This window comes from Methylobacillus sp. MM3, assembly GCF_001645185.1.
GTDB lineage: Bacteria > Pseudomonadota > Gammaproteobacteria > Burkholderiales > Methylophilaceae > MM2.
The window spans coordinates 15,074-35,313 of record NZ_LXTQ01000058.1 but is presented as its reverse complement, the minus strand read 5'-3'; the positions used below and the strand labels follow the sequence as shown (position 1 = coordinate 35,313).

Genomic DNA, 20,240 nt, shown 5'->3' with positions numbered 1-20,240 from the left:
ACGACAGGATCCCGGCTGGCGTAGTTCGGTTACACGATGCCGAGGTGATCCAGGCCTGCGGAAAGATCCTTGTCTTTCGACTCCCTGCCCTCCAGCTTGATCTTGAGGCGGATATCGTTCACCGAATCGGCGTTTCGCAACGCATCTTCGTAAGTGATCATGTCCGCCTCGTGCAAATCAAACAGTGCCTGGTCGAATGTCTGCATGCCCAGTTCGCGCGACTTCGCCATGATTTCCTTGATTTCGTGCACCTCGCCCTTGAAGATCAGGTCGGAGATCAGCGGCGAATTGATCATCACCTCCACCGCCGGCACGCGCCCCTTGCTTTCCTTTTTGGGAATCAGGCGTTGCGAAATAAAGGCCTTGGCATTCAGCGAAAGATCCATCAGCAATTGCTGACGGCGCTCTTCCGGGAAGAAATTGATGATGCGGTCCAGCGCCTGGTTGGTGCTGTTGGCGTGCAAGGTCGCAAGACACAAGTGGCCGGTTTCGGCAAAGGCGATGGCATAGTCCATGGTTTCGCGATCGCGGATTTCGCCGATCAGGATCACGTCCGGAGCCTGGCGCAGCGTGTTCTTCAGCGCGGCAAACCAGTTTTCGGTGTCCACGCCGACTTCGCGCTGGGTGACGATGCAGTTCCTGTGATCGTGCACGAATTCGATCGGGTCTTCGATGGTAATGATGTGGCCGTAGCTGTTTTCATTGCGATAGCCCACCATTGCGGCCAGCGAGGTCGATTTGCCGGAGCCGGTGGCGCCGACGAAAATCACGAGACCGCGCTTGGTCATCGCGATCTCCTTCAGCACATCCGGCAACCCGAGTTCCTCGAACTTGGGAATCTTGGTGGTAATCGTCCGGAACACCAGCCCGACCGAGCCGCGCTGGATGAATGCATTCACGCGGAAGCGCGCCACGTTGGGCAAACCAATCGCGAAATTGCACTCCTTGGTCGCATCGAATTCCGCCGCCTGTTTGTCGTTCATGATGGAACGCGCGATTTCCTTGCATTGCTGATTGGTCAGCGTCTGGTTCGTGACCGGAGTCACCTTGCCGTCAACCTTGAGCGCGGGCGGGAAACCGTTCGTGATGAACAGGTCGGAAGCATTCTTCGCCAGCATCATGCGCAACAAATCAAATACGAATTTTTCTGCCTGACCTTGATCCATGATTTATTTCTCCTGTTCCAAAAACCTCGCGGGCTTTCCGTTGTTAGAGGTTTCGGCTTATACAAACATATCTTTGTTGGTCGCCTTGGCTCTGGCCTCATCCCCTGCCACCAGATTGCGACGTACCAGTTCCATCAGGTTCTGGTCCAGCGTCTGCATACCGAGCGCCTGTCCGGTCTGGATGGACGAATACATCTGGGCAACCTTGTTTTCGCGAATCAGGTTACGAATCGCCGGCGTACCGATCATGATCTCGTGCGCCGCGATGCGGCCGTTGCCGTCCTTGGTCTTGAGCAGCGTCTGCGAAATAACGGCGCGCAGCGATTCGGAGAGCATGGAACGCACCATATCCTTCTCGGCAGCGGGGAACACGTCGACAATACGGTCGACGGTCTTCGCGGCGGAACTGGTGTGCAGCGTGCCGAACACCAGGTGCCCCGTTTCGGCGGCGGTCAGCGCCAGACGGATGGTTTCCAGGTCACGCATTTCGCCCACCAGGATCACGTCCGGGTCTTCGCGCAAGGCCGAACGCAACGCATTGGCGAACGACAGCGTATGCGGCCCGACTTCGCGCTGATTGATCAGGCAGCGCTTGGACTGGTGCACGAATTCGATCGGGTCTTCCACCGTCAGAATGTGGGCGTATTCGTTTTCATTGATGAAATCGACCATCGCCGCCAGCGTCGTCGATTTGCCAGAACCGGTCGGGCCGGTGACAAGCACGATCCCGCGGGGATACTGTGCAATGTCCTTGAAGATTGGCGGGGCGGCAAGCTGCTCCAGCGTCAGCACCTTGGATGGAATCGTCCGGAAGACGGCAGCAGCGCCGCGGTTCTGGTTGAACGCGTTGACGCGGAAACGCGCGAGGTTGGGAATTTCGAAGGAAAAGTCGCACTCCAGGTTTTCTTCGTAGAACTTGCGCTGGCCGTCGTTCATGATGTCGTACACCATGTCGTGCACCTGGCTGTGATCCATGGATGGCATGTTGATCTTGCGCACGTCGCCATGGACGCGGATCATCGGCGGCAAACCGGCGGAGAGGTGCAGGTCGGAAGCCTTGTTCTTGACCGAAAATGCCAGCAGATCGGAAACGTCCATCGAGATTCCCCTGATATAATTTTTAGTAATCGAATGGACGGATTATGACCTCAATCTCGGAACGCTTGCAAGCTGTAAAGTCGCGCCTCCGGCAGGCCGAAACCGAGGCCGGACGGGCTCCGGAATCGGTCACGCTGATTGCCGTCAGCAAAACGCAGCCGGCGGATGCAATCCGTGAAGCCCATGCTGCCGGACAATATGCTTTCGGCGAAAACTATCTGCAGGAATCGCTGGAAAAAATGGCTGCGCTCGCCGATCTGCCGCTGAAATGGCATTTCATCGGCCCGATCCAGAGCAACAAGACGCGTCCGATTGCCGAAAATTTTGCGTGGGTACACGGCGTGGACCGGCTGAAAATTGCACAGCGATTAAGCGATGCACGCCCCGCCGGCTTGCCGCCCCTCAATATTTGCATCGAGGTGAATGTTAGCGGAGAGGAAAGCAAGGGTGGAGTCGAACCGAATGAAGTGCAAGCGCTCGCCGATGCCATTGCGCAACTCCCGGGATTGAAATTGCGCGGGCTCATGGCCATCCCCGCGCCGACGAACGACATTGCTTTGCAACGCCAGCAGTTTAGAATGCTGCGGGAACTCCTGGAATCGCTGAAGCAACGCGGATTGGCGCTGGATACCCTATCGATGGGAATGTCGGAGGATTTTCCCGCGGCCATCGCGGAGGGTGCCACCATCGTGCGCATCGGCACGGCCATTTTTGGCCCGCGTATTAGAATTCAACCGCCAGGGAACCCAAAATAAACCTGCTCGGGATTGGCGTTTTGGCGGTTCAATCGATCATTAACGTAAGGCATACATGAAAATTTCATTTATCGGCGGCGGCAACATGGCCCGCGCGCTTATCGGCGGACTGATCGCACAGGGCTGGAAAGCCGCCGACATCGGTGTCATCGAACTCGACCCGGCTAGGCGGCAGCAACTCCAAGCCGACTTTGGCGTCGCGGTCAGCGACCAGTTGCCCAGCGTGGCAATCGCCGACATCGTGGTGCTGGCGGTCAAGCCACAGCAGTTGCGCGACATCGCCATCTTCCTCGGCAGCCTGCTGCGCCACCAATTGGTCGTTTCCATCGCCGCCGGCATCCGTAGCGGCGACTTGATCCGTTGGTTGGGCGGTTATGACGCGGTGATACGCGTCATGCCCAACACCCCGGCACAAATACGGTGCGGCGTTTCCGCAATGTTTGCGGCATCCGGTGCCAGCGAAGAACAACGCAGACAAGCGGAAAACATTCTTGCTGCAGTCGGCAGCACGGTATGGCTGGATGAAGAAGCGCAAATGGATGCCGTCACGGCCGTTTCGGGCAGCGGTCCCGCCTATGTGTTCTACTTCATCGAAGCCATGCAGCAAGCGGCGCTGGAGTTGGGCCTGTCGCCGCAACAGGCGCGCGACCTCAGCCTGCAAACCTTTCTCGGCGCCAGCCAGCTGGCGTTGCAAAGTACCGAAAGCCCCGACGTACTGCGGACACAAGTCACCTCCAAGGGCGGAACAACCGAGCGCGCGCTCCTCAGCATGGAAACCGCAGGTATAAAAAATGCTATTGTCCAGGCACTGCATGCCGCCGCCGAACGCTCCCGCGAAATGGGCGATCTGCTGGGAAAGGATTAAGGACTCGATATGTTCATGCAAGCCATGGAATTCCTGCTGGGAACGCTGCTCGGCCTGCTCACCCTGGCATTTCTGCTGCGTTGCTATTTGCAGCTTACCGGTGCGCCTTTTCACAACCCGCTGTCGCAGGCCATCGTTTCGCTGACCAATTTCGCCGTGCGCCCTGTGCGCCGCATTGTTCCCTCCATTGGCTGGCTAGATACCGCCTCGCTGCTGCTGGCACTGCTGACGCAACTTGCTTTTCAACTGTCCGTGCTGTGGCTGCACGATTTCCCTTTGCTGGTCGCGGATCCACAGGTATATCTCGCGCTGCTGGGGTTGGCTGTGCTGGGCATCCTGAAACTGACGCTGTATATCATTCTCTATGCCGTGATCCTGCAAGCGGTGCTGAGTTGGCTCAATCCGCATACGCCGATTGCGCCGGTACTGGATAGCCTGACACGCCCTTTTCTGGGTCCGTTGCGCCGTCGCATGCCTTACACTGCCGGGGTCGATCTGACGCCATTGATCGTGTTTATCCTGGTCGAACTGCTGCTGATGCTGCTGGTAGCACCGCTAGAGCAGCAATTGATGCAATTGTTCTGATGTCCGTCACCTGGTACCGCTTCAAGGAGGACGAACGCCTGCTGACGCTCGACCTCTACATCCAGCCGAATGCCAACCGTACGGAAGTGGCCGGCCTGCATGACGGCGCCTTGAAAATCAAGGTAGCCGCCCCTCCGGCCGACCACAAGGCCAACGATAAGTTATTGGACTTTCTAAGAAAATCATTTAAAGTCAGCAAAAATCAGGTGCAGTTGAAACATGGCGAGCACGCACGGCACAAAGTCGTCGAAATCGCCGATCCCCAGATATTGCCCGACACACTCTGGACACCGCAATGAGCAACACGCTCGAACAACAAATCAGCGATTATCAGCTATGGCGCGAGCAACTGGCCGGCGCCATCAACGATTATCGCGATTGGCTGGACCTTACCGGCGCTTCCGACGGGCTGCAGGATCTGCGGCTTTACGACATGGCGCAGGCCGTCAAGAACGACCGGCTGGTACTGGCCTTTGTCGCCGAATTCGCGCGCGGCAAGACCGAAACCATCAACGCGCTGTTCTTCTCGAATTTCAAATCACGCTTGCTGCCCAGCGACCCCGGTCGCACCACGATGTGCCCGACCGAGATTTTCTGGGACGATAACGAAGAGCCCTACATCAAACTGCTGCCGATCGAGACGCGAAAACGCGACGACGGCCTCGTTTATCTGAAATCGACCCCGGCGGAATGGAGCAAGCTGCGGCTGGATACCACCTCAGCTGAGACGATGAAAGAAGCTCTGCAGGTACTGGTCGCGCAAAAGGAAGTCACACTGGACGAGGCACGGGCGCTCGGACTCTGGGACGACCAGGACGTCGGCATGGTAAATTCGCTCAAAACCAGGGGCAAGGTCGATGTGCCGGTATGGCGTCACGCCCTCATCAATTACCCGCATCCGCTGCTGAAAAGCGGCCTGGTGATTCTGGATACTCCCGGCCTCAATACACTTGGCACCGAACCGGAACTCACCATCAGCATCATCCCGAACGCCCATGCGGTGATTTTCCTGCTCGCGACCGACACCGGCGTCACCAAGTCGGATATGGAAATCTGGACCAAATTCATCCGCGAGCGCACCAGCCGGAAACTGGCGGTATTGAACAAAATCGACATCCTCTGGGATGACATGAAAAGCGAAGCCGAAATCAATGCGATGATCCAGTCGCAAGTGGTCTCAACCGCGCGTCAACTGGCATTGCCTCCGGCCGATGTATTCGCCATTTCGGCACAGAAAGCATTGGTGGCGCGGGTAAAAAACGATACCGAACTGCTGAAAAGAAGCGGTATCGAGCGCGTGGAAGACGTGCTTGCGCGCAGCGTGGTAGGCGCCAAGCACGACATACTGCGCAAAACTGTCGTCACCGAAACGGGCAACATGGTCAAAGCCTCGCGCAAGACCATGCAACAACGTCTCGCCGGAGTGCGCGCCCAACAGGCCGAACTGGATTCCTTGCGCGGGCAGAATCTCAGCGTGGTGGAAAGCATGCTGTCCAAGGTCGCTACCGACCGCAAACTGTATGAAGAATCCGTGCGCACCTTCAACGACGCCAATCAGCGCATCATGCAGCAAGGCGAAGTGATCATGCAGCAGCTCAGCCTGACGCAACTCGACAGGATGCTGGAAAAAAGCCAGAAGAAAATCGGCGACAGCTGGACAACGCACGGCCTCAACCAGGGCATGAAGAGCCTGATCAAGGAAACGGGCGAAATGGCGGAAAAAATCAGCCGCCAGGCGCAGGAGCTCTCGAACATGGGCGAATCCCTGTACCTGCTGTTCCACACCCAGCATGGTTTCGAACAACTGCGCCCGCAGCCGCTCGACATGACGGAATTTCATCAAGGCATGCTGGCGTTACAGACGCGCGCCGATGAGTTTTGTGCCGATCCCGTGAACGTGATGACCGAAAAACACTTTCTGGTGCGTAAATTCTTCTACACACTGGTCATGGAAGTGCGCAAGGAATTCGAAAAAGCCAAACACGATACCGGCAATTGGTTCAAAGGTTTGCTGGCGCCGCTCAAGCTGCAAATTTCGGAGCATAAGGCACAACTGGACAAGCGCACCGAATCGCTGATGGCAATCCATGAGAATCAAGCGTCGCTGCAAAAGAACATCGACGAGGTTAATGCGCATTTGGCTGGGTTGCAGGCCCAGAGCGCGACGCTGGACCAGATTCTGTTGCGGCTGATGAAAGCTGCGCAAAACTCGGTTGCGTCCCCTGCCGCCTCGCCAATCGAGAATACTACTGCCGGCGGCCCGACGCTGGCGCCGCTCACGACCTGAAGATATGTAGGGCGGATGAGCCCGCTGCTGTATGTACTTCCCATGCTCCGTAGCGCAGGCGTCCTCGCCTGCGCTACGGAATCTACATCAATACGATATCGAACGCTTCCTGTGCGTACTGGCTTTCCACCTGCAATGAAATCGGCTTGCCGATGAAATCGGACAGCTGCGCCAGGCTTTGCGATTCCTCGTCCAGGAACAGATCGATCACGCTTTCCGAAGCCAGCACGCGGTATTCACGCGCATTGAACTGCCGGGCTTCGCGCACCAGTTCTCGCAGGATTTCGTAGCATACCGTCTGGGCCGTCTTGATCTCGCCGCGCCCCTGGCATGACGAACAAGGCTCGCACAGGATATGCGCCAGGCTCTCGCGGGTGCGCTTGCGAGTCATCTCGACCAGTCCCAATCCGGAAAAGCCATGTATCGTCGAACGCACGCGGTCTCTGGAAACCGCCTTGCGCAACTCATCCAGCACGGCCGCGCGGTGGGCTTCCTCCTCCATATCGATGAAGTCGATGATGATGATGCCACCCAGGTTACGAAGCCGCAGTTGGCGTGCGATGGCCTGGGCCGCTTCCAGATTGGTCTTGAAGATGGTGTCGGCCAGGGTGCGGCCGCCGACGAATCCGCCGGTGTTCACATCCACCGTCGTCAACGCTTCCGTCTGATCGAAAATCAGGTAACCACCGGATTTCAGCTCAACCTTGCGCGACAAGGCCTTTTCGATTTCCTGCTCCACGCTGTTCATGTCGAACAGGGGACGCTCGCCCGAATAGCGTTCGATACGTTCCACCACACCGGTGGCGTAGCTTTGCGCAAAATCCATCATTTTCTGATGCGTTTCGCGAGAATCCACCAGAATGCGGTCGGTATTCTCATTCACCACATCGCGCAGCACGCGCATTGGCAGCGTCAGATCCTGGTAAACCAATGACCCGCGCGATACCTCTCCGTTAGATGCCTGGATATTGGCCCAGACTTTGTGCAGGTACTCCAGGTCGGCCAGCAGCTCATCGTCGCTGGCACTTTCCGCCAGGGTGCGAATGATGTAACCGCCCACGCGCTTTTCCGGCAGCAAGCGCAACAGTCTGTCCCGCAGGGCATCGCGCTCCGCTTCATCTTCAATGCGCTGCGATACGCCGATATGCTCCTGCTGCGGAAGATACACGAGAAAGCGCCCGGCAATGCTGATCTGCGTGGTCAAGCGCGCACCCTTGCTGCCGATGGGCTCCTTGATTACCTGCACCATTACCGTCTGGCCTTCGTGCAGCAACTCCTGGATCGGCTTCTCTGCATTGATCTCGTACTCCAGGATATCCGCAATGTGCAGAAACGCCGCACGCGACAGCCCGATTTCGATAAAAGCCGACTGCATGCCCGGCAATACGCGGCACACCTTGCCTTTGTAGACATTGCCTACCAACCCGAGCGAACTGGTACGCTCGATATGCAGTTCCTGCACCACGCCCTGCTCCATGATGGCGACACGGGTTTCCTGGGGGGTGACATTAATCAGTATTTCTTCGCTCACGGGAGGACGGCTCCAAATTGTTTGAGCAATTGCGCGGTTTCATAAACAGGCAGGCCCATCACTCCCGAATAACTGCCTTCGATGCGGCGGATGAATGTCCCGGCCAAGCCCTGGATGCCATAGCTTCCGGCCTTGTCGCGCGGTTCGCCGGAAGCGATATACGCGGCGATATCGGTATCGCTTAACGGAGCCAGCTCAACTTGCGTGCTGGATAACGCAACCACCACGCGATCGCGGTCGGCGACCGCAACCGCCGTATGCACCACATGCCAGCGGTCGGACATGCGCCGCAGCATCGCGGCAGCATCCGCGTCGTCTTCTGGCTTGCCGATGATCATGCCGTCGATGCAGACCGTGGTATCCGCGGCCAGCACGGGCAGCACAGGCAGATCCTGCTCGATGAGGCGTTGCACGCAGACGGAGGCTTTTTCCTTCGCGAGTCGCATCACGTAATGCTCCGGCGCCTCGTCGGGGAGCACGGATTCATCGACATCCGACGGCAGGACATCGAAACCGATGCCGATCTGGCCGAGCAGCTCGCCGCGACGGGGCGAACGGGAAGCCAGATAGATTTTGAAATTCATGGGAAAGGCTCTATTTAGAAGTTAGCGCTGCAAATCGGACTCGACCGCATCGCGCTTTGATTTACCAACCAGCAACTCGACCAGGGTGAGGGCAAAATCCATGGCCGTACCCGGGCCTTTGGATGTCACGATGCGCCCATCCACCACGACGCGATCATTCATGTAGGTGTGACTGCCGGGCATGGCGTCCAGAACACCCGGGAAACTGGTGGCCTTCTTGCCCTGCAGCAAGTTGGCAGCGTGCAACGCCATGGGAGCCGCACAAATTGCAGCGATATATTTGCCTTCAGCCGCCGCTTTTTGCAACGAAGCAATGACACGTTTGTCATTCTTGAGATGCTCGGAACCGGGCATGCCTCCGGGCAGGACAATCATGTCGAATTCATTTTCAAGTGCGTCGTCCAGTGTCGCATCCGGCAACAGCACCGTACCGCGACTGGCGCGAACCGGCCCGGTCTCCAGACCGGCCGTAATGACTTGGATACCGGCGCGGCGTAAAATGTCGATGACCGTCACCGCTTCCAACTCTTCGCATCCTTGCGCAAGCGGAATCAATACCTTCGTCATGGCTTGTCTCCTTGTCGTGGGATGAGGCAAGGATACTAACCCATTCAATAAGGGCCATCAAATGGACGAGTGGAGCCATCTCTTCAAAGTCGGCATTGCCTTGTTTGCCATCGTCAACCCGATAGGCACGGTGCCGATTTTCGTCACCGCGACCGAGGGCTGGTCGGCCATCGACCGTGCCCGTACCGTACGCATCATCGCCTTGACAGTTTTCACGGTACTGACCGTCGCAATTTTCGTTGGCGACCGCATACTGGAGTTTTTCGGCATCAGCATCCCTTCTTTCCAGGTCGGCGGCGGCATTCTGCTGCTGCTGATGGCGATTTCCATGATGCACGGCAAAGCCCTCAGCGACAGGCAGACAGTAGAAGAAGCGCAGGCATCCATCGACCGCGAAGCGGTGGCCATCGTTCCGCTCAGTATCCCTTTGCTGGCCGGTCCGGGGGCCATCAGCAGCATCATCATTACCGCCGAGCAAAGCGGCGGCTTCTGGGGGCATCTGGCGCTGGCGTTACCCGTGCTGGTCGTTGCAGCATCGGTATGGGCAATCCTTGGCTTGTCGATGGCCATTGCCAACCGCCTCGGCGCTGTCGGCATCATCATCGTCACCCGGCTGATGGGCCTGATTCTGGCCGCAATGGCCATCGAGTTCATGACGCAAGGCCTGGGGAGTCTGTTCCCGGGGTGGCGAACCTAGTAGAATTGCCTGTTTTTCGCGATTCTAAGCTTATGATCTGGAAACCCAACGTCACCGTGGCCGCCGTCATCGAACAGGACGGCAGGTTTCTGCTCGTCGAAGAGGAAACGGCCGAAGGGATATTGTTCAACCAGCCCGCCGGCCACCTTGAAGAAGGTGAAACCCTGCTCGAGGCCGTCGTGCGTGAAGCCCGGGAAGAAACCGCTTATCGCTTCAAGCCAACGGAACTGCTGGGCGTTTATCATTGGAAACACCCGAAAAAGGATATTACCTATTTGCGCTTCGCATTTACCGGTGAAATCGTAGGGCATGATCCGCTGCAGGCATTGGATACCGGCATCATCCGCGCTTGCTGGCTGAGCCCTGACGACATCCGTGCCGGCAAGGACAAGCACCGCAGCCCGCAGGTGCTGACCTGCATTGAAGATTATCTGGCCGGGCAACGTTTTCCATTATCGGTACTCACCCATTTATGAAGAAAAAAGTCATTGTCGGCATGTCCGGCGGCGTGGATTCCTCCGTCACAGCCCTGCTACTCAAGGAACAAGGCTATGAGGTCGTCGGCCTGTTCATGAAAAACTGGGAAGACGACGACACCGACGAATATTGCCCTGCCAAGCAGGATCTGATCGATGCGGTAGCCGTGGCCGATCGCTTGGGCATCGAAATCGAAGCAGTCAATTTCAGCAAGGAATACAAGGAAAAGGTTTTCAACGGCTTCCTGGATGAATACCGCGCCGGCCGCACACCCAACCCGGATATTTTCTGTAATTCCGAGATCAAGTTCCGTGCATTCCTCGATCATGCGATGGGCATGGGCGCCGATCTGATCGCGACCGGCCACTACGCCCAGGTACGCGAGGTCGACGGCCTGTTTCAACTTCTGAAAGCCGAGGACGGCAGCAAGGATCAAAGCTATTTCCTCTACCGCCTGAATCAGTCCCAGCTTTCCAAGACGCTGTTTCCGCTGGGCGGCCTATACAAGCGCGAAGTACGCGAAATCGCGCGCAAGGCCGGACTCGCCACCAGTGAGAAGAAAGATTCGACCGGCATCTGCTTCATCGGCGAACGCCCGTTCCGCGAATTCCTGCAACGTTATTTGCCCACCGAACCCGGCGAAATGCGCACCCCGGAAGGTAAAATCGTCGGCCGTCACAGCGGATTGATGTATTACACGCTCGGCCAACGCCAGGGCTTGGGTATCGGCGGATCGAAGGACGGTGATGGTACGCCGTGGTTTGTCGCCGGCAAGGATATGACGAACAACGTTCTGACGGTGGTACAGGGCCACGATCATCCGCTGCTTTTCAGTGACGGCCTGCAAGCGGAGCAAATGCACTGGATCGCAGGCTCCGAGCCTCGCACGCACTGGGTTTATGCCGCCAAGACGCGCTACCGGCAACCGGATGCGCCATGCGAAATCGATGCGATAACCGGCGAAAATTGCGAGATTCGTTTCGGGCTGCCGCAGTGGGCCGTGACGCCGGGGCAGTCGGTGGTGGTGTATGAAAGCCGGGTATGTCTGGGCGGTGGGATTATCACGGCGCCAGCAGCTTACTAAAGAAATGTATTCCGGGACTGCCGCAGACAGATCCCGGAATTCGGAATACGCGAACTAACGGGCAGCCTGATCGACGCAAGTCGCCTCAGCAAGATGTCAATTATGCAGCTGGCGGGGCACTATCCCTGAATGAAGGGCGCGCCATCATTTGCTCATAGAGTTGCGCAAGATTCGGGTACTGCTCACGCCAGCCGAGTTCCGGCATACGCAGATCGAGATATCCCAGCACGCAGCCCGTGGCAATATCCGCCAGCGTAAAACGGTCGCCGGCAGTCCATTTTTCCTCGCCCATGTCCTCGGACATCACGCGCAGACCGCGTGTCACTTTCAGTATCTGGCGTTCAATAATGCTCTCATCCTGCTTCTCGGGCGGACGTCGCTTTTCCATCACCGCGGCCACGGCAGCATCGCACACCCCGTCCGCCAGTGCTTCCCAGCGACGTACCAAGGCACGATGACTATTGTCCTGCGGAATCAGCCGCGCGACCGGTGTCTTGTGATCCAGATAATCGACAATCACCACGGAATCGTAGTAGCTGGTGCCGTCGTCAAGCACCAGCGTAGGCACCTTGCCCAGCGGGTTATAGGCGGGCACGGGTGAATCGGGAGCAGCCAGTGAAGGCACTGTCACCAGTTCGCATTCGATATGTTTTTCAGCAAGTACCACACGGACCTTGCGGGCATATGGGCTGGTAGGAGTAATAAAAAGCTTCATTCTGCCTATGTAAAAACAAGAAGTGGAAAGGCATTATAATGCAATAACATGCATGCACACATGCGTGCCAATCCCGAATAATGGTCTCGTCTGGAAATGCCCATGCTGCCTCCCATTGCTGAAATCGAACGTCAAGTGCGCCTCGCATTGGAGGAAGATATCGGCTCAGGCGACGTCACGGCACAACTGATTCCCGCCGGCCAGACTGCAACCGCCAGGATCATCAGCCGCGAAGATGCAGTTCTTTGCGGCAGCGCATGGTTCGAGGCTTGCTTTCGTCTCGTGGATAGCGGCATCAGCATCGTCTGGCATGCGCATGAAGGCGAGCGTATCCGACCCAACCAGCTCCTGTGCGAAATTCACGGCAATGCCAGGGCCTTGCTGACTGCAGAACGCTGCGCACTCAATTTCCTGCAGGCATTATCAGGCGTCGCGACCGTCACCCGGATATACGCTGACGCAATTGCCGGCACTGCCGCCTCGGTGATGGATACCCGCAAGACCCTGCCCGGCCTGCGCCTCGCCCAGAAATACGCCGTCACGGTGGGTGGCGGAAAAAACCAGCGTATCGGCCTCTACGACGGCATCCTTATCAAGGAAAACCACATCGCCGCGGCCGGCGGCATTACCCCGGCATTGAAAGCAGCCCAGGCGACCGCGGATGTACCCATCCAGATTGAAGTCGAATCCATGGAAGAGTTGCAAACTGCGCTTGATGCAGGCGCCAGATTGATCCTGCTGGATAACTTCACTCCCGACCAGATGCGTACCGCAGTCGCCATCAACAGCGGCCGCGCCGAACTTGAAGCATCGGGCAACATTACGCTTACCAATATCCGCGAAATCGCCGAAACCGGTGTGCAGCGCATCTCCGTCGGCAGCCTGACCAAGCATGTGAGGGCGGTAGATCTTTCAATGCGTATCGAGACCACACCATGACCAAGGAAAACTGCATATCGCACTTCCGGCACCTCCGTCAAACGCCTCCGTCACAGCATCATACAAATAGCCTTGACCAATCCACCGCGAAACGCTACTGTTCTAGGTTTCGCAACAATTTCCACAACTGATTGAATTTATGCAATTGACCGGCGCTGAAATCGTCATCCGCTGCCTGCAGGAAGAGAACGTCAAGTTCCTTTTTGGCTACCCTGGCGGAGCGGTTCTTAACATTTACGACGAGATTTTCAAACAGGACAAATTCAAGCACGTCCTGGTGCGCCATGAGCAGGCAGCGGTTCATGCAGCCGACGCCTATGCGCGCGCCACCGGCGAGGTCGGCGTCGCGCTGGTCACATCCGGCCCGGGCGCAACCAATGCCGTCACAGGCATTGCGACGGCGTACATGGATTCGATCCCCATGGTAGTCCTCTCCGGCCAGGTGCCGACGCCGGCCATTGGCATGGACGCCTTCCAGGAAGTCGACATGGTGGGCATCACCCGCCCCTGCGTGAAGCACAACTTCCTTGTGAGAAACATCGACGAGCTCGCGAGCACGATCAAAAAGGCGTTCTACATCGCCGCCAGCGGCCGGCCCGGCCCGGTAGTCGTGGACATCCCCAAGGATGTGACCGCCCATGTCGGCGAATTCGTTTATCCCGAATCCGTGCAGATGCGTTCGTACAACCCGGTACTCAAGGGTCATTCCGGACAGATCAAGAAAGCGCTCAAGCTCCTGCTGGAAGCCAAGCGACCGATGATCTACGCCGGCGGCGGTGTGGTTCTGGGCGATGCCGCAGAACCGCTGACCAAACTGGTGCGCCAACTCGGTTTCCCGATCACCAATACCCTGATGGGCTTGGGCGGATACCCTGCAACCGACAAGCAATTCGTTGGCATGCTGGGCATGCACGGCACGCTGGAGGCCAACATGGCCATGCAGGAATGCGATGTGCTGCTCGCCGTTGGCGCTCGTTTCGACGACCGCGTGATCGGCAACCCGGCGCACTTCTTCCAGAACCCGCGCACGATTATCCACATCGACGTGGACCCATCCTCGATTTCCAAGCGCGTGAAGGTGGATGTGCCCATCGTCGGCGACGTCAAGTCGGTGCTGGCGGACATGCTGCAATTGCTGGACGAAACCGAAAAGCCGCACAACGCCGAGCCGCTCAAGGCATGGTGGCAGAAAATCGAAGACTGGCGCGGTAAAAACTGCCTGAAGTACGCGACCTCGAGCGACATCATCAAGCCGCAGTATGTGATCGAAAAGCTGTGGGAAGCCACCAAGGGCGATGCCTTCGTGACCTCCGATGTCGGCCAACACCAGATGTGGGCGGCGCAATACTACAAATTCGACAAGCCGCGCCGCTGGCTGAACTCCGGCGGCCTCGGCACGATGGGTGTCGGCCTGCCTTACGCAATGGGCGCGCAGTTCGCGTTCCCGGACGCGCAAGTTGCCTGCATCACGGGCGAAGGCAGCATCCAGATGAATATCCAGGAGCTCTCCACCTGCAAGCAGTTTCATCTGCCGATCAAGGTCATCCTGCTCAACAACCGTTACCTCGGCATGGTGCGTCAGTGGCAGGAGTTCTTCTACGAGAACCGCTATTCGGAATCCTACGTGGATGCGCTGCCTGACTTCGTCAAGCTGGCGGAATCCTACGGTCATGTCGGCATGCGTATCGAAAAGCCGGGCGACGTTGAAAGCGCGCTGAAGGAAGCATTCGGCCCCAGCAACAAGGAACGCTTCGTATTTATGGACTTCATCACGGACCAGAAGGAAAACGTGTTCCCGATGGTGCCGAACGGCAAAGGCCTGTCTGAAATTATCCTGGCGGAGGACCTGTAATGCGTCATATCGTCTCCCTCCTGATGGAAAACGAAGCCGGCGCGCTCTCCCGCGTGGCGGGCCTGTTCTCGGCGCGTGCCTACAACATCGAATCGCTGACTGTCGCGCCGACTGAGGACGAAACCCTGTCGCGCATGACCATCGTCACCTCCGGTTCCGACGAAGTCATCGAGCAGATCATCAAGCAACTCAACAAGCTGATCGATGTAGTCAAGGTGCTGGACCTCAGCGACGGCCGCCATATCGAGCGCGAACTGATGCTGGTCAAAGTCAAGGCAACCGGCATCTTCCGCGAGGAAATGAAGCGCATGAGCGATATCTTCCGCGGTCGCATCATCGATGTGGCCGACGGCAGCTATACCATCGAGCTGACCGGCTCCGGCTCCAAGCTGGATGCCTTCCTCGAAGCCATCGATAAAACCGCCATCCTGGAAACGGTACGCACCGGCGCCTCGGGCATCGGGCGCGGCGACCGCATTCTGAAAGTTTAAACACCACGCTGAATGCGCGAAGAAGCGAGCACGGAGCAACGCAGCAGATGCCTTTCGCAGCCATTCAGCACAAAAGAATTTAGTTGAAAGGGAAAAAATGAAAGTCTATTACGATAAAGATGCCGACCTGTCCTTGATCAAGGGCAAGCAAGTCACCATCGTCGGCTACGGCTCCCAAGGCCACGCACACGCACAAAACCTGAAGGACTCCGGCGTCAACGTCACCGTTGCGTTGCGCAAGGGCGGCGCTTCCTGGGCCAAGGCCGAGACCGCAGGTCACAAGGTTGTCGAAATCGACGACGCGGTGAAGAGCGCCGACGTCGTCATGATCCTGCTGCCGGACGAAACCATGCCGCAGGTCTACCACGCCGACATCGAAAAGAACCTGAAGGCCGGTGCCGCCCTGGCATTCGCTCACGGTTTCAATATTCACTACAACCAGATCGTACCGCCGGCCAACGTCGACGTGATCATGGTTGCCCCCAAGGGCCCCGGCCATACCGTGCGTTCCGAATACCTCAAGGGTGGCGGCGTTCCTTCCCTGATCGCCGTGTACCAGGATGCATCCGGCAAGGCCAAGGATATCGCGCTCTCCTACGCAGCGGCCAACGGCGGCACCAAGGGCGGCGTGATCGAAACCAACTTCCGTGAAGAAACTGAAACCGACCTGTTCGGCGAACAAGCCGTACTGTGCGGCGGCGCCGTGGAACTGGTCAAGGCTGGCTTTGAAACGCTGGTTGAAGCCGGCTATGCACCTGAAATGGCCTACTTCGAATGCCTGCACGAACTGAAGCTGATCGTCGACCTGATGTACGAAGGCGGCATCGCCAACATGAACTACTCCATCTCCAATAACGCGGAATATGGCGAGTACGTGACCGGCCCCGAAGTTATCAACGAAGAATCGCGCTACGCGATGCGCCAGGCTCTGAAACGCATCCAGAGCGGCGAATACGCAAAGATGTTCATTCTGGAAGGCAAGACCAACTATCCGGAAATGACCGCACGTCGCCGTCTGAACGCAGCCCATCCGATCGAACAGGTCGGCGGCCAATTGCGCGGAATGATGCCGTGGATTGCCAAGAACAAGCTGGTCGACCAAAGCAAGAACTAAGTTTTTCCTGAATAAAACGGGGCGCGGCAGTCTTCATGCCCTGCCCCGTTTTTGTTTCTAGCGACCGCATTGATTAAGGACCCATTTTGAGCAACAACTATCCCCACCCCATCATCGCCCGCGAAGGCTGGCCTTTTCTTGCCGCCGCTTTTGCGATTTCCATCGCCGCGACTTTCTGGTGCGCCTACTGGTCGATCCCGCTGTGGGTAATTACCTTATTCATCCTGCAATTCTTCCGCGACCCGCCACGCCAGTTGCCGGATCAGGCAAACGCCGTCATTTCTCCGGCAGATGGCCGCATCGTTGCTGTCGGCAAAGCTTACGATGAATACCTGCAACGCGATACGCTCAAGATCAGCGTGTTCATGAATGTATTCAACGTCCACTCCAACCGCAGTCCAGTCAACGGCACAGTAGAAAAGCGCTGGTACCACGAAGGCAAGTTCTTCAATGCCGCGCTGGACAAGGCATCCCTGGAAAACGAGCGAAACGCGCTGTGGATCAAGACGACGGATGGACAGGATGTGACTTGCGTGCAGATTGCCGGGCTGATCGCCCGCCGCATTCTATGCTACGTTGATGCCGGAAGCGCCTTATCGAAAGGCCAACGCTACGGATTCATCCGCTTCGGCTCGCGCGTCGACGTCTATTTGCCGACAACAGCGACTCCCAAAGTGACCTTGGGCGAAAAAGTCAGCGCCGGCGAAACAATACTCGCGGAAATTTGAATACGGATTTTCAAATAGAAAACCGGATACGGTAATCACCGTATCCGGTTATTCAGGAAGCGCGCAGCAACTCTTCGGACGACTTGCCGGAATGCGGGCCCTTATCGGCACCGAGATGCGTGACCAACTCATTGAGCGCTTGCTTGTAAACCTCGCGCTTGAACTCGATCACCCCTTCCAGCGGCACCCAGTAATCACTCCACCGCCAGGCATCGAACTCCGGATGCGAACTCGCACGCAACGAAACATCCGTATCACGCCCGACCAGTCGCAGCAAAAACCAGATCTGCTTCTGCCCTTTGTAACTCCCACGCCACTCGCGCTTGACCCAATGGGAAGGCACGTCATAACGCAGCCAGTCACGTGTACGCCCTAATATGCGCACATGCTGAGGCAGCAAGCCCACCTCTTCCGTCAACTCGCGATACATCGCCTGCTCCGGCGTCTCCCCATGTTTGATGCCGCCTTGCGGGAATTGCCAAGAATGCTCGCGGATGCGCTTGCCCCAAAAAACCTTGTTGTGGGCATTACAGATGATGATGCCCACGTTAGGCCGATATCCGTCACGGTCTATCATGGCATTAGAAACCCTAATTGAATGCTTCTATTTTTTCACATTTCCCACTATACGGAAAGCTTGGGCTTCCTAAACTTGCCGTTATTTGCGCCAGCATTCCGCAGGATATTTATCCGGATCAGGGTTCGCAGGTGTGACATCCTTGTACATTGGATTAAGGGTCAGCGTTGTACATGAAACGCCGTATTGCTTGTCCTGCTGCTGGCTAGACAAGGCACTCGCAGTAATATAGTACCAAGCCGTGCCGCCAACCGTGGATGGCGTAATAGTGAAATCGTAGTAATTTGTATCGAGATTCGGCGGGGAAGTCCAAATGTTAGCTTCCGTTCCATAAGTGGAATTGTTCGCGCGCCATTTTTCTTGCCTCAGTTGTAAGTCGAGCATCGTAGACAATGCCTCGGTCCGACGACTCTTTCGGACGGAATCCTGATAGGCCGGCAAGGCAATTGTTGCCAATACGCCAACAATCACGATGACAATCATCAATTCGATCAACGTGAATCCGCTAAACTTTGTTTTCATAATTCTTTCCTCCGTTTTTTGGAAGCATATCGTTTTCCCGAAACCTTGCGTTTAACCCGGCCAATATTGCGGACAAACGGTAAATACCCTGCGACAAGCGGTACTATTCGTGACTTAAGCCAGCAATATAATGCAACTGAGGAACAGAGTCATGCGAATATCTGCCAAAAATTCAAACTTAGGATTCACGCTCATCGAGCTGATGATCGTAATTGTCATTGCCGCTATTCTGTTGGCTTTAGCGATACCGGCATTTCGGGACATAATTGACAGAAACCGGCTCAAAGGTGCAACCGAAACCATTTATTCGGGCATGCAATTCGCAAAGTCGGAAGCTATCAAGCGAAATGTGCCGGTACGGGTCAATTTCACCACCAGCAATGGCGGTGCTACTTGGTGCTATGGTTTGATTGAAAACGCGGATTGCGATTGCAGTGATGATGTACCGCTTTGTCAGATCGACGGCATCAAAAAAGTGGTACCTGGATCAAGTGATTATCCAGGTACCGTTGTAACACCTTCGGCGAACTTTAGCTTCGACAATGTTCGTGGCACGGTCAATTCGGGTAATGTTCAAATCGTCTCCGCACAGGGAAAACAAACCAGAGTAGTCATGTCCGGGTTGGGAAGAGCCCGAATTTGCTCTCCTTCTGGCACGGCTAACGTTCCGGGATACTCATCGCCATGCCCATAATCAGGATTAAAAGTAGTCAGTCCGGCCTAACCTTAATCGAGCTAATGGTCGCTATCACGTTGGGTATTTTTGTGCTCAGTGGGCTCGTCTATATTATTTCATCCTCTATCAAAACCAACACCGAAACATTACGATCGACCCAGTTGAATCAAGAGCTCCGTGGCACGCTGCATTTGATTATTCGTGATTTGCGACGCGCCGGAGGGTTGAACGACGCTTCCGATGCCATCACATTTTCTACCTCCCATGGATTGACCCTGAGTGCAGCATCGGGAACCGGCATCACAATCACAACAAGCCCTGCCGCACAATTTGACGATTGGGTAGTTGCTGGCGTGGTCATTAAAACCGCTTCGCTGGATATTATTACCGGCGACATTACCAATTCCTGCATCACTGTAACCAATCGGAATTCCAACACCCAGCTCACGGGCAACAATACTGCCTGTCCCGGTGATGCATCTGCGACCGCATTCCCTTCAACCACCGTAGGTGCGTCAAGTTGGATTTTCGAAAATGCTTTCACCACCAAGGATATTGTCACCGATGCCGCCAATGCGATAGACACTACCTATACCTGCATGATTTTTGGTTACGACAAAGATAAGGACAACGTAGCCGATAGCAATGAAAACTACGGCTACCGTTATGACAATACCGAACAGGCGGTTGAAACTTGGCAATCGGGGACCGTCGCCTGTAATGATGGCATCTGGGCCAACGTGACGGATGAAGCCACTGTCGATATTACGAGCTTCCTTATCACCCGCCTGACCCCGATAGGTGCCAGCGTACTTGAATACAAGATCAGTATTTCCGGTCGACTACAAGCACATCCGGAATACTCGCGAACAGTTGAGGACGTTGTACGCGTGAGAAATGACCCCGTTCTGTAAGCTGACTCATGATGAA

22 protein-coding genes and 1 pseudogene are annotated in these 20,240 nt (G+C 56.4%); 15 read left to right on the top strand and 8 right to left on the bottom strand.

Features of this window, described 5'->3' with window-relative positions:
- Positions 1–29 precede the first annotated feature (29 nt).
- The gene (locus A7976_RS14200) at positions 30–1,166 is read right to left on the bottom strand and encodes a PilT/PilU family type 4a pilus ATPase (RefSeq protein WP_067113429.1); all 1,137 of its coding nucleotides are present in this window, start codon (positions 1,164–1,166) and stop codon (positions 30–32) included.
- Between the two features lie 57 nt (positions 1,167–1,223).
- On the bottom strand, positions 1,224–2,264 hold the full coding sequence (locus A7976_RS14195; protein ID WP_067113425.1) for a type IV pilus twitching motility protein PilT: 1,041 nt from the start codon (positions 2,262–2,264) through the stop codon (positions 1,224–1,226).
- Between the two features lie 44 nt (positions 2,265–2,308).
- Here A7976_RS14195 and A7976_RS14190 point away from each other — a divergent pair, with 44 nt between their 5' ends.
- The 5 genes from A7976_RS14190 to A7976_RS14170 are packed head-to-tail and all read left to right on the top strand — an operon-like array spanning position 2,309 to position 6,756.
- Positions 2,309–3,019, top strand: a complete 711-nt coding sequence (locus A7976_RS14190) for a YggS family pyridoxal phosphate-dependent enzyme (RefSeq protein ID WP_067113422.1) — start codon at positions 2,309–2,311, stop codon at positions 3,017–3,019.
- A 55-nt stretch (positions 3,020–3,074) separates the two neighbouring features.
- Complete coding sequence (proC, locus tag A7976_RS14185; RefSeq protein ID WP_067113418.1) at positions 3,075–3,884, top strand: pyrroline-5-carboxylate reductase; 810 nt, start codon at positions 3,075–3,077, stop codon at positions 3,882–3,884.
- Positions 3,885–3,893: 9 nt separating this feature from the next.
- On the top strand, positions 3,894–4,469 hold the full coding sequence (locus tag A7976_RS14180; protein WP_067113415.1) for a YggT family protein: 576 nt from the start codon (positions 3,894–3,896) through the stop codon (positions 4,467–4,469).
- Positions 4,469–4,768: a DUF167 family protein gene (locus A7976_RS14175; RefSeq protein WP_067113405.1), complete on the top strand. Its 300-nt coding sequence runs from the start codon at positions 4,469–4,471 to the stop codon at positions 4,766–4,768. Before A7976_RS14180 ends, A7976_RS14175 begins: the two co-directional genes overlap by 1 nt.
- On the top strand, positions 4,765–6,756 hold the full coding sequence (locus tag A7976_RS14170; RefSeq protein ID WP_067113402.1) for a dynamin family protein: 1,992 nt from the start codon (positions 4,765–4,767) through the stop codon (positions 6,754–6,756). The genes A7976_RS14175 and A7976_RS14170 overlap by 4 nt, the downstream gene beginning before the upstream one ends.
- 82 nt (positions 6,757–6,838) lie before the next feature.
- Here A7976_RS14170 and rng read toward each other — a convergent pair whose 3' ends face one another.
- Genes rng through A7976_RS14155 form a run of 3 tightly spaced genes read right to left on the bottom strand, consistent with a single transcriptional unit; the run spans position 6,839 to position 9,438 of the window.
- Positions 6,839–8,287, bottom strand: a complete 1,449-nt coding sequence (gene rng, locus A7976_RS14165; RefSeq protein WP_067113395.1) for a ribonuclease G — start codon at positions 8,285–8,287, stop codon at positions 6,839–6,841.
- Positions 8,284–8,871: a nucleoside triphosphate pyrophosphatase gene (locus tag A7976_RS14160; RefSeq protein ID WP_067113388.1), complete on the bottom strand. Its 588-nt coding sequence runs from the start codon at positions 8,869–8,871 to the stop codon at positions 8,284–8,286. The genes rng and A7976_RS14160 overlap by 4 nt, the downstream gene beginning before the upstream one ends.
- A gap of 21 nt (positions 8,872–8,892) precedes the next feature.
- On the bottom strand, positions 8,893–9,438 hold the full coding sequence (locus A7976_RS14155; protein WP_067113385.1) for a DJ-1 family glyoxalase III: 546 nt from the start codon (positions 9,436–9,438) through the stop codon (positions 8,893–8,895).
- Between the two features lie 61 nt (positions 9,439–9,499).
- Here A7976_RS14155 and A7976_RS14150 point away from each other — a divergent pair, with 61 nt between their 5' ends.
- The 3 genes from A7976_RS14150 to mnmA are packed head-to-tail and all read left to right on the top strand — an operon-like array spanning position 9,500 to position 11,696.
- A complete protein-coding gene (locus A7976_RS14150; protein WP_067113382.1) occupies positions 9,500–10,135 on the top strand; it encodes a MarC family protein in 636 nt (211 codons plus the stop codon).
- 32 nt (positions 10,136–10,167) lie between these two features.
- Entirely contained in the window at positions 10,168–10,611 is a 444-nt protein-coding gene (locus tag A7976_RS14145) for an NUDIX hydrolase (protein WP_067113379.1), read from the top strand.
- Positions 10,608–11,696, top strand: coding sequence for a tRNA 2-thiouridine(34) synthase MnmA (gene mnmA, locus A7976_RS14140; RefSeq protein ID WP_067113376.1), 1,089 nt, complete (start codon positions 10,608–10,610; stop codon positions 11,694–11,696). The genes A7976_RS14145 and mnmA overlap by 4 nt, the downstream gene beginning before the upstream one ends.
- A gap of 100 nt (positions 11,697–11,796) precedes the next feature.
- Here the strand turns inward: mnmA and A7976_RS14135 are convergent, their stop codons facing one another.
- Positions 11,797–12,411, bottom strand: coding sequence for a glutathione S-transferase N-terminal domain-containing protein (locus A7976_RS14135; protein WP_067113373.1), 615 nt, complete (start codon positions 12,409–12,411; stop codon positions 11,797–11,799).
- Positions 12,412–12,513: 102 nt separating this feature from the next.
- Here A7976_RS14135 and nadC point away from each other — a divergent pair, with 102 nt between their 5' ends.
- The 5 genes and pseudogenes from nadC to A7976_RS14110 all read left to right on the top strand — a co-directional run bounded on the left by nadC (position 12,514) and on the right by A7976_RS14110 (position 17,535).
- Positions 12,514–13,350 (top strand): carboxylating nicotinate-nucleotide diphosphorylase, encoded by an 837-nt coding sequence (gene nadC / locus A7976_RS14130; RefSeq protein ID WP_067113371.1) that lies wholly within the window; start codon positions 12,514–12,516, stop codon positions 13,348–13,350.
- 139 nt (positions 13,351–13,489) lie between these two features.
- Positions 13,490–15,202: an acetolactate synthase 3 catalytic subunit gene (locus A7976_RS14125; protein ID WP_067113368.1), complete on the top strand. Its 1,713-nt coding sequence runs from the start codon at positions 13,490–13,492 to the stop codon at positions 15,200–15,202.
- Positions 15,202–15,693 (top strand): acetolactate synthase small subunit, encoded by a 492-nt coding sequence (gene ilvN, locus A7976_RS14120; protein WP_067113365.1) that lies wholly within the window; start codon positions 15,202–15,204, stop codon positions 15,691–15,693. Before A7976_RS14125 ends, ilvN begins: the two co-directional genes overlap by 1 nt.
- Positions 15,694–15,766: 73 nt before the next feature.
- Positions 15,767–16,807, top strand: a pseudogene (ilvC, locus tag A7976_RS14115) (ketol-acid reductoisomerase); the annotation flags it as partial.
- 83 nt (positions 16,808–16,890) lie between these two features.
- Complete coding sequence (locus A7976_RS14110; protein ID WP_205633547.1) at positions 16,891–17,535, top strand: phosphatidylserine decarboxylase; 645 nt, start codon at positions 16,891–16,893, stop codon at positions 17,533–17,535.
- Between the two features lie 52 nt (positions 17,536–17,587).
- On the opposite strand, the gene A7976_RS14105 is transcribed toward A7976_RS14110, so the two are convergent.
- On the bottom strand, positions 17,588–18,112 hold the full coding sequence (locus A7976_RS14105; protein ID WP_067113358.1) for an RNA pyrophosphohydrolase: 525 nt from the start codon (positions 18,110–18,112) through the stop codon (positions 17,588–17,590).
- An 81-nt stretch (positions 18,113–18,193) separates the two neighbouring features.
- Positions 18,194–18,634, bottom strand: coding sequence for a type IV pilin protein (locus A7976_RS14100; protein ID WP_067113356.1), 441 nt, complete (start codon positions 18,632–18,634; stop codon positions 18,194–18,196).
- Between the two features lie 151 nt (positions 18,635–18,785).
- On the opposite strand from A7976_RS14100, the gene A7976_RS14930 reads away from it, so the two are divergent.
- Positions 18,786–19,328, top strand: a complete 543-nt coding sequence (locus A7976_RS14930) for a GspH/FimT family protein (RefSeq protein ID WP_165601754.1) — start codon at positions 18,786–18,788, stop codon at positions 19,326–19,328.
- A complete protein-coding gene (locus A7976_RS14090) occupies positions 19,319–20,224 on the top strand; it encodes a prepilin-type N-terminal cleavage/methylation domain-containing protein (RefSeq protein WP_131801039.1) in 906 nt (301 codons plus the stop codon). The genes A7976_RS14930 and A7976_RS14090 overlap by 10 nt, the downstream gene beginning before the upstream one ends.
- Positions 20,225–20,240 lie beyond the last annotated feature (16 nt).

What these genes read in the sequence shown, in the direction of transcription:
- A7976_RS14200 (WP_067113429.1), bottom strand. Translation starts at nt 1,166, where the DNA reads ATGGATCAAGGTCAGGCAGAAAAATTCGTATTTGATTTGTTGCGCATG.
- A7976_RS14195 (WP_067113425.1), bottom strand. Translation starts at nt 2,264, where the DNA reads ATGGACGTTTCCGATCTGCTGGCATTTTCGGTCAAGAACAAGGCTTCC.
- A7976_RS14190 (WP_067113422.1), top strand. Translation starts at nt 2,309, where the DNA reads ATGACCTCAATCTCGGAACGCTTGCAAGCTGTAAAGTCGCGCCTCCGG.
- proC (WP_067113418.1), top strand. Translation starts at nt 3,075, where the DNA reads ATGAAAATTTCATTTATCGGCGGCGGCAACATGGCCCGCGCGCTTATC.
- A7976_RS14180 (WP_067113415.1), top strand. Translation starts at nt 3,894, where the DNA reads ATGTTCATGCAAGCCATGGAATTCCTGCTGGGAACGCTGCTCGGCCTG.
- A7976_RS14175 (WP_067113405.1), top strand. Translation starts at nt 4,469, where the DNA reads ATGTCCGTCACCTGGTACCGCTTCAAGGAGGACGAACGCCTGCTGACG.
- A7976_RS14170 (WP_067113402.1), top strand. Translation starts at nt 4,765, where the DNA reads ATGAGCAACACGCTCGAACAACAAATCAGCGATTATCAGCTATGGCGC.
- A7976_RS14160 (WP_067113388.1), bottom strand. Translation starts at nt 8,871, where the DNA reads ATGAATTTCAAAATCTATCTGGCTTCCCGTTCGCCCCGTCGCGGCGAG.
- A7976_RS14155 (WP_067113385.1), bottom strand. Translation starts at nt 9,438, where the DNA reads ATGACGAAGGTATTGATTCCGCTTGCGCAAGGATGCGAAGAGTTGGAA.
- A7976_RS14150 (WP_067113382.1), top strand. Translation starts at nt 9,500, where the DNA reads ATGGACGAGTGGAGCCATCTCTTCAAAGTCGGCATTGCCTTGTTTGCC.
- A7976_RS14145 (WP_067113379.1), top strand. Translation starts at nt 10,168, where the DNA reads ATGATCTGGAAACCCAACGTCACCGTGGCCGCCGTCATCGAACAGGAC.
- mnmA (WP_067113376.1), top strand. Translation starts at nt 10,608, where the DNA reads ATGAAGAAAAAAGTCATTGTCGGCATGTCCGGCGGCGTGGATTCCTCC.
- A7976_RS14135 (WP_067113373.1), bottom strand. Translation starts at nt 12,411, where the DNA reads ATGAAGCTTTTTATTACTCCTACCAGCCCATATGCCCGCAAGGTCCGT.
- nadC (WP_067113371.1), top strand. Translation starts at nt 12,514, where the DNA reads ATGCTGCCTCCCATTGCTGAAATCGAACGTCAAGTGCGCCTCGCATTG.
- A7976_RS14125 (WP_067113368.1), top strand. Translation starts at nt 13,490, where the DNA reads ATGCAATTGACCGGCGCTGAAATCGTCATCCGCTGCCTGCAGGAAGAG.
- ilvN (WP_067113365.1), top strand. Translation starts at nt 15,202, where the DNA reads ATGCGTCATATCGTCTCCCTCCTGATGGAAAACGAAGCCGGCGCGCTC.
- A7976_RS14105 (WP_067113358.1), bottom strand. Translation starts at nt 18,112, where the DNA reads ATGATAGACCGTGACGGATATCGGCCTAACGTGGGCATCATCATCTGT.
- A7976_RS14100 (WP_067113356.1), bottom strand. Translation starts at nt 18,634, where the DNA reads ATGAAAACAAAGTTTAGCGGATTCACGTTGATCGAATTGATGATTGTC.
- A7976_RS14930 (WP_165601754.1), top strand. Translation starts at nt 18,786, where the DNA reads ATGCGAATATCTGCCAAAAATTCAAACTTAGGATTCACGCTCATCGAG.
- A7976_RS14090 (WP_131801039.1), top strand. Translation starts at nt 19,319, where the DNA reads ATGCCCATAATCAGGATTAAAAGTAGTCAGTCCGGCCTAACCTTAATC.